Source organism: Cupriavidus sp. CuC1, from assembly GCF_044627735.1.
GTDB lineage: Bacteria > Pseudomonadota > Gammaproteobacteria > Burkholderiales > Burkholderiaceae > Cupriavidus > Cupriavidus ulmosensis.
Window position 1 is genome coordinate 117,475 of the sequence record NZ_JBIUHC010000010.1, and the last position, 6,495, is coordinate 123,969.

Consider the following 6,495-nt stretch of genomic DNA (forward strand, 5'->3'; position numbering starts at 1 on the left):
CGGCCTGAGTGATCAGCCCGGCACGCTGTTGGGCATTGCCTGCCGGGTCAGCCTCCAGGTGGCCAGGCTGCGTGACAGAAAGATACCGCTAACGGCACCGTAGATAAAGCCGATCGGCATCGCCACGCCACCTTGCCACAGCAAGCCGGGGTTCACTGCCATGGCAACGTTTGCGGCAAAGCGGGTGATGAACAGGCAGAGGATCAACCCCAGCGGCACCCAACTGCCGGGCACCATCAGGCGGCGATCCGCCTCCAGCCAGCGAATGCCGTTCCATGAGCCGATGGCGTTGGCCAGCGTCATGGCGGCAGCCACGCCGACTCCCCATCCAAGCAGCGCGAGCGGCTGCCGCGAGAAGGCCGAGATGACACCGCCCAGCGAGACCAGTGCCATGGCGATGGGCACTGCCGTGGCGCGGGCCGGCGTCATCCGCCTGGGGACGGTTTGCGAGAGGCCGAGCGCGATCAGGCCCGCGAGCAAGGCCCAGACCCGGAGGGGCGTGTGGTGGAGGATTCCGGTGAGCATGGCGGGCTTCCAGTCTTGTCAGCGTCTTGTCAGGGGGAAACGCGATGGTGCTCATGTTCGGCGCACACCTGCGCGGTGGGCAGGTCACTGCGATGAAACGCCGGATGGTGTCGCGAAGTGTAGGCGGTGCCGGGCGAGTCACCAACGCGTGGCTGCCAGCCGGGCGCGTGGCAGCTGGTGCCGGGTGTACCCAGCTTCGCTTTCGGGGGAGTGCCAATTGGCCTCTATCCAGGCTGAGGAAATCTGGCCATGGAGATATCCGCCAGGTATGACCCATCGGGCAGACGTATCCGCTTCTCGAAACGTCCCTCCTGAACAAAGCCAAAACGCACATAGGGAATGCGAGCTCGCAGGGAATACCCGTATTGGAAGAACCAGCCAGCCGATCATAATCATGATAATTATGATCATAAATAGGCTGCAAGCGATGTCCAAGGATCCCAAGCCCAAAATATCGGGCACCAGGCGCGTGAAGCGCTCCGACCAGGTGGTCACCGACATCAAGCGCTGGATCGTCCAGACGCACCAGAAGGTGGGGGACAAGCTGCCGCAGGAGGCCGCGCTCATCGAGCAGATGGGCGTGGCGCGCGGGACCGTGCGCGAGGCGCTGGCCGCCTTGCAGGTGCAGGGCCTGGTCACCGTCAGCACCGGGCCCAACGGCGGCGCCACGCTGGCGCAGCCTTCGTACGACCGCTGCCTGGAAGCCGTCTCCAACTTCCTCTACTTCCAGCCGGTCGATATCGCCACGCTCTACGCCCTGCGGCGCGCGGTGGAGCCCGAGCTGGCTGCCAACGTGGCACTGCGCCTGACCGATGCCGACCTGGCCGATCTCGATGCGCTGATCGGCCTGAGCCATCCGGCGCACGGCGGCAGCGCGGACTGGAACGAGCGGCGCGAAGCGGACCTGCTGTTTCACGACCGGCTGACCGATGCGTGCAGCAGCCCCATGCTGGCGCTGTTTTGCCGCCTGCTCAACGACATCATTCGCCGCGTGATTGTCGTGCGCAACGCGCAGGAGAGCTTCGACCGCTTCGACGACGAAATCATCCACAGCCACTCGGGCCTGATGGACGCCTTCCGCGCGCGCGATGCCGACCGTGCGCGCGCGCTCATGCACGAGCATATGGAGCACGCCGAAGCCCTCGCCCTTGAGGCCGAATCACGCGTCGACCGGGGAAGCCTGCTGATGCACCCGAGCGACTAACCCGCCGTCGCGCGGGTTTTGCCCGCCGGCACCCACCGTCCGCCTCGCCGAACTCCCGCTTTGCATGGGGGGCGGGATCCTTTTGCCCGAAATTCCTGGAGTCCCAACGTGAACACCCCCGAAACGCTGTGGCGCTGGAGCGCCGTCGACATCGCCGCCGCCGTGCGCAGCCGCGACATCTCGTGTCGCGAGGCCACGGCCAGCGTGCTTGCACGCATCGCACAACTCAACCCGCGCATCAACGCGCTGGCAGAGGTGCTGGCCGAGGAAGCGCTGGCGAGTGCCGATGCGGCCGACCAACTGGTCGCGAGCGGCGCCCAGCTCGGCCCGCTGCACGGCGTGCCGGTCACCATCAAGATCAACGTGGACCAGGCGGGACACGCCACCACCAACGGCGTGATCCCGCAGAAAGACAATATCGCGCGCGAAGATGCGCCCGTGGTGGCGCACTGGCGCCATGCCGGCGCCATCATCGTCGGCCGCAGCAATACGGCCACCTACTCGTCGCGCTGGTTCACGGACAACGGCCTGCACGGCCGCACGCTTAACCCCTGGGATGCGGATATCACGCCCGGCGGCTCCAGTGGCGGCGCCGCTGCCGCGGTGGCTTGCGGCATGGGCGCGCTAGCCCATGGCAATGACATCGGCGGCTCCATCCGCTATCCGGCCTATGCGTGCGGCGTGCCCGGCCTGCGGCCGACGGTAGGCCGCGTGCCCGCCTACAACCCCAGCGCAAGCGCCGAGCGCAGCATCACGCCGCAACTGATGTCGGTGCAGGGCGCCATGGCCCGCAGCATGGCCGACCTGCGGCTCGGCTATCACGCCATGGCCCGCTACGACGCGCGCGATCCAGCGTGGGTACCGGCGCCGCTGGAGTTGCCGCCACCCGTGGGCCCGATCCGAGTGGCGCTCTTCAAGCATTGCCCGGGCATCCCCATCGATCCTGCGGTCAGCCAGGCGCTGGACAGTGCCGCGCAATGGCTACAGCAAGCCGGCTACGCGGTGGAAGAAGCCGCCTTGCCCGATTTCCTCGAAGCCGCGGTGCTATGGCGCACGCTGATCACGGACGACAGCCGCCGCAACATCATCGCGGGCGTGGAACACCACGGCGACGAAGCCATGCGGCGCAGCCAGCGCAACATGATCGAGGGCATGGCGCAAACCAGCCGCGATGGCTTTCTCGATGCGCTGGCGCGGCGCCAGACACTGGCGCGCAACTGGTCGGTCTTCCTGCACGACTATCCGCTGGTGCTGATGCCGGTGTCATGGCAGCGCCCCTGCGCGCAAGACGCGGACATCGGCACGCTGGAACAAACGCACGCGCTGCTCGATGCCCAGAGCCCGCTGCTCGCCACAGCCATGCTCGGCATGCCGGGGCTCTCGGTACCCACCGGCATGGCCGGCGGCATCCCCGTTGGCGTGCAACTGATGGCCTGGCGCTTCAGGGAAGACCTGCTGCTGCAAGCAGGCCAGGTCATCGAAGACGCAGCGCACTTCACCCCATTCACCGCCCGGTAATCCCCCGCAAACAAACCAGGAGCAACGCATGAACGACCACAACCCTCTCGACGCCGTGCGCCTCTCGCGCCGGGCCATGCTGGCCGGTACCGCCGCCGTCCTGTGTACCGGCAGCGCGATCTCGCGCGCGGCCTGGGGCCAGACCGTCTCGCGCATCATCGTGCCGTTCCCTGCGGGCGGGCCGGCCGATTTCATGGGACGCTTGCTGGCGGAGAAACTCAAGGACGCGATGGGCCGCACCGTCATCGTCGACAACCGTCCCGGCGCCGGCACGCGCGTGGCGGCAGAAGTCCTGAAGAACGCGCCCGCCGACGGCAATACTGTGCTGCTGGCGCCAGTGGATCCGATGTTCATCGGCCCGCTGATCTACAACAACATGCGCTTCAATCCCGTCACCGATTTCAAGGCGATTACCGACGTGGCTGGCGTTCAGTTCGGGCTGGCGGTGAGTGCAAGTTCGCCGATCAAGACACTGGCCGATTTTGTCCAGGCGGCCAAGGCCCGGCCTTCCGAGCATTCCATTGGCATCAGTACGGTTGGTACGCTGCTCCACTTCCTGGCGGTGGAGTTCGTCGCACAGTCCCATACGGGCAGCACGCTGGTGCCCTACCGCGGGGGCGGACCCCTTGTCACGGACCTGATGGGCAACCAGATATCGGCCGGCATGGACGCAACCACCACTTTCATGGAATACCACCGCGCGGGCAAGCTCCGCGTGCTGGCGGTGGCCGGCGACAAGCGCGCCGACGCGCTGCCCAACGTGCCCACGTTTGCCGAATCCGGATTTCCAAACCTGGTGACCTCGTCGCGTTACCTGCTGTACGTGCGCGCGGGCACCGCGCCCGACGTGGCCGCGCAATGGTACGAGTCCGTGCGCAAGGTCCTGGCCATGCCGGATGTCCGGGAGAAGCTGGGGCGCACGGGGTATGACCTGTTGCCTGGTGGTGCGCCGGATGAGGTTGCCAGGTATGCGAACGCGCTTGCCGCGCGCTGGACGCCGGTGATCAAGGCTTCAGGGTTCAAGGGGGATTGAGGGGGATTGAGGGGGGCGCCGATTCTCGACAAGCGGACGCAGCCCTCACGTTCGCTTGTTCAAGAAGCAACCTTCCCAAGAAAATCCCGCACAGCCCCGTTGAACAACGCCGGCCTCTGCAGCGGCGCGAAATGGCTCACCCCCGGCAGCAGGACCAACTCCGCCCCGGGGATGCTCCGCGCCAGGTATTCGGCATGTTCGCGTTTGATGAACTCATCATGCTCGCTCTGCACGATGGCTACCGGCACACGGATATCAGCCAGCGCGCGCGCGGGGTAGTTGGGCTGGGTCTTCATCATCTCGCTGACCGCGCCCACGAACGCAATGAACTCGTCCGGCGTGGCTGACAGCTGCGCATAGTCCATGGCGTGCCGGGCAAAGCATCGGTTAATGATCGCACCCGGCGCGATCTTCTTTGTGCCGCTGGGGTCCATGTTGCAGCCAAAGAAGAACACCCCCGCGATGCGCTCAGGGGCTGTCATGCCGAGGATCAAGGCGATGCAAGCACCGTCGCTCCAACCCACAATGGCGGCCTTATCAAGGTGCAAGGCGTCCATCACGGCCAGCACGTCGGACGCCATCAACTCATAGGTGAAGGGTCGCGCATCGCGCGTGCTGCGGCCATGTCCGCGGCTGTCAATGAGCACGGCGCGATGGCCGGCGCTGACCAGCGCCGGAACCTGATAGCCCCAATTGCCGCTATGGCCGAGACCCCCATGCAGCAGGATCACGGGCGTGCCGGCCCCGTACGTGGCGTACCAGATTCGGGCACCGTCATTGTCCACGAAGCCTGCATTGCCGGTGGCCGGCAGCGGCGCGGCGCCGTGCGCCTCGAAGTGGATAAGGTCGTCATCGAAGGATTCCATTTTGAAATGTCTCCTGGTGCAAACATGCGGCCAACGACATGACGATTGAGTGACGGCGACTACCGCGGGTCCCCGTTGCCATTTGCGATTCTACCTAGCGGCAATCCATTGGCTCAGAAACGTACGCCGCCCATGAGGTCAATGGCCCCACCTACGCGCACGCAAGCTGGTCTTTCGTCGCCAACGATTTCGCCTATAACTGTACGGTGGTACAAGTGGCACACCAATGCAAAGGAGACTTTCCATGGGCAAGCGCATTACCATCGACGTGGCCGACGGCAGCTTTGCCGCCTATCTGGCCACGCCATCCGCCAACGCACGCGGCACCGCCATTGTCGTGATCCAGGAAATCTTTGGCATCAACGCGGACATGCGGCAGACCTGCGACGACTTTGCCAGCCAGGGCTTCGTCGCCATCTGTCCCGACCTGTACTGGCGGCAAGAACCCAATGTGGAGCTGACCGACAAGACCGAGGCCGAATGGAAAAAGGCGCTGGCACTCTACACCGCGTTCGACGTTGACAAGGGCGTGGCAGACCTCGATGCCACCATCCAGGCCACACGCAAACAGCCGGGTGTGAGCGGCGGCGTAGGCACCGTCGGCTATTGCCTCGGCGGGCTGCTGGCATTCCTGACTGCCGTGCGCACCAACGCAGATGCGGCGGTGTCTTACTACGGCGTTGGCATCGACAAGCACCTGGCCGAAGCCGGCAAGCTGTCAGTGCCGCTGCTGATGCACATTGCGGAAGAAGACGAATTCGTGCCGCCGCAAGCGCGCGCAACGATCATGGAAGCCCTGCGCGACCGCCCCAAAGTCGACATCCATACGTACCCCGGCTGCATGCACGCCTTCGCGCGCAACGATGGCGTGCACTACAACGCCGACGCAGCCAAGGCCGCCAATGCGCGGACGCTGGCTTTCTTTCAAGCGATGCAGTAACCCGGCAGGGTTCACTCCAACCCGCAAGGAGATCATTCCATGAGTACGATCACTACCCAGGACGGCACGCTTAAGGTTTATAAGGGGCTGCCGCATGGGATGTGTACTACCAATCCCGATTTGATCAATCAGGATTTGTTTGAGTTTATTCAGGGGTAGGGGGATGACGAGGGGAATGGAGCAAATTTCCGGCGTTCCCATTGGCGACCGGGCTGCGCAAGCCGCTGATGTGCGAGATGTGTATGGTTTCTAGCCCCGCTGACGCGGGGGGTGTCTGTTGTGGGCGGGGTTTTGATGCTGCTGGCTGCTGGCTGCTGGCTGCTGGCTGCTGGCGCGGCTGGGCGATTTTGATGGTTGATGGGCTGGACGTGTTTTGGCGCTTCTAGCTGCTGTCGCGGCTGTACGGTGT

The 6,495-nt window shown here is 65.0% G+C and carries 6 protein-coding genes; 4 read left to right on the forward strand and 2 right to left on the reverse strand.

What is annotated here, in order from left to right; translation table 11 throughout:
• Positions 1 to 12: 12 nt before the first annotated feature.
• Positions 13 to 525 carry a DUF6622 family protein gene (locus ACGLHR_RS06845; RefSeq protein WP_400092829.1) on the reverse strand — a complete coding sequence of 171 codons (513 nt, stop codon included), beginning with the start codon at positions 523 to 525 and terminating at the stop codon, positions 13 to 15.
• 427 nt (positions 526 to 952) lie between these two features.
• On the opposite strand from ACGLHR_RS06845, the gene ACGLHR_RS06850 reads away from it, so the two are divergent.
• The 3 genes from ACGLHR_RS06850 (at position 953) to ACGLHR_RS06860 (ending at position 4,280) form a co-directional block, all read left to right on the forward strand.
• Complete coding sequence (locus tag ACGLHR_RS06850) at positions 953 to 1,729, forward strand: FadR/GntR family transcriptional regulator (protein ID WP_267604237.1); 777 nt, start codon at positions 953 to 955, stop codon at positions 1,727 to 1,729.
• Positions 1,730 to 1,837: 108 nt separating this feature from the next.
• Positions 1,838 to 3,247, forward strand: a complete 1,410-nt coding sequence (locus tag ACGLHR_RS06855) for an amidase family protein (protein WP_400092831.1) — start codon at positions 1,838 to 1,840, stop codon at positions 3,245 to 3,247.
• Positions 3,248 to 3,275: 28 nt separating this feature from the next.
• A complete protein-coding gene (locus ACGLHR_RS06860; RefSeq protein WP_400092833.1) occupies positions 3,276 to 4,280 on the forward strand; it encodes a Bug family tripartite tricarboxylate transporter substrate binding protein in 1,005 nt (334 codons plus the stop codon).
• Between the two features lie 59 nt (positions 4,281 to 4,339).
• Here the strand turns inward: ACGLHR_RS06860 and ACGLHR_RS06865 are convergent, their stop codons facing one another.
• Complete coding sequence (locus tag ACGLHR_RS06865) at positions 4,340 to 5,146, reverse strand: alpha/beta fold hydrolase (RefSeq protein WP_400092835.1); 807 nt, start codon at positions 5,144 to 5,146, stop codon at positions 4,340 to 4,342.
• Positions 5,147 to 5,390: 244 nt separating this feature from the next.
• Between ACGLHR_RS06865 and ACGLHR_RS06870 the strand changes: the two genes are divergently transcribed.
• Positions 5,391 to 6,086, forward strand: coding sequence for a dienelactone hydrolase family protein (locus tag ACGLHR_RS06870; RefSeq protein WP_400092836.1), 696 nt, complete (start codon positions 5,391 to 5,393; stop codon positions 6,084 to 6,086).
• The last annotated feature ends 409 nt before the right edge of the window (positions 6,087 to 6,495 follow it).

Coding starts and splice junctions, on each gene's coding strand:
- ACGLHR_RS06845 (WP_400092829.1), bottom strand. CDS start 525: ATGCTCACCGGAATCCTCCACCACACGCCCCTCCGGGTCTGGGCCTTG.
- ACGLHR_RS06850 (WP_267604237.1), top strand. CDS start 953: ATGTCCAAGGATCCCAAGCCCAAAATATCGGGCACCAGGCGCGTGAAG.
- ACGLHR_RS06860 (WP_400092833.1), top strand. CDS start 3,276: ATGAACGACCACAACCCTCTCGACGCCGTGCGCCTCTCGCGCCGGGCC.
- ACGLHR_RS06865 (WP_400092835.1), bottom strand. CDS start 5,146: ATGGAATCCTTCGATGACGACCTTATCCACTTCGAGGCGCACGGCGCC.
- ACGLHR_RS06870 (WP_400092836.1), top strand. CDS start 5,391: ATGGGCAAGCGCATTACCATCGACGTGGCCGACGGCAGCTTTGCCGCC.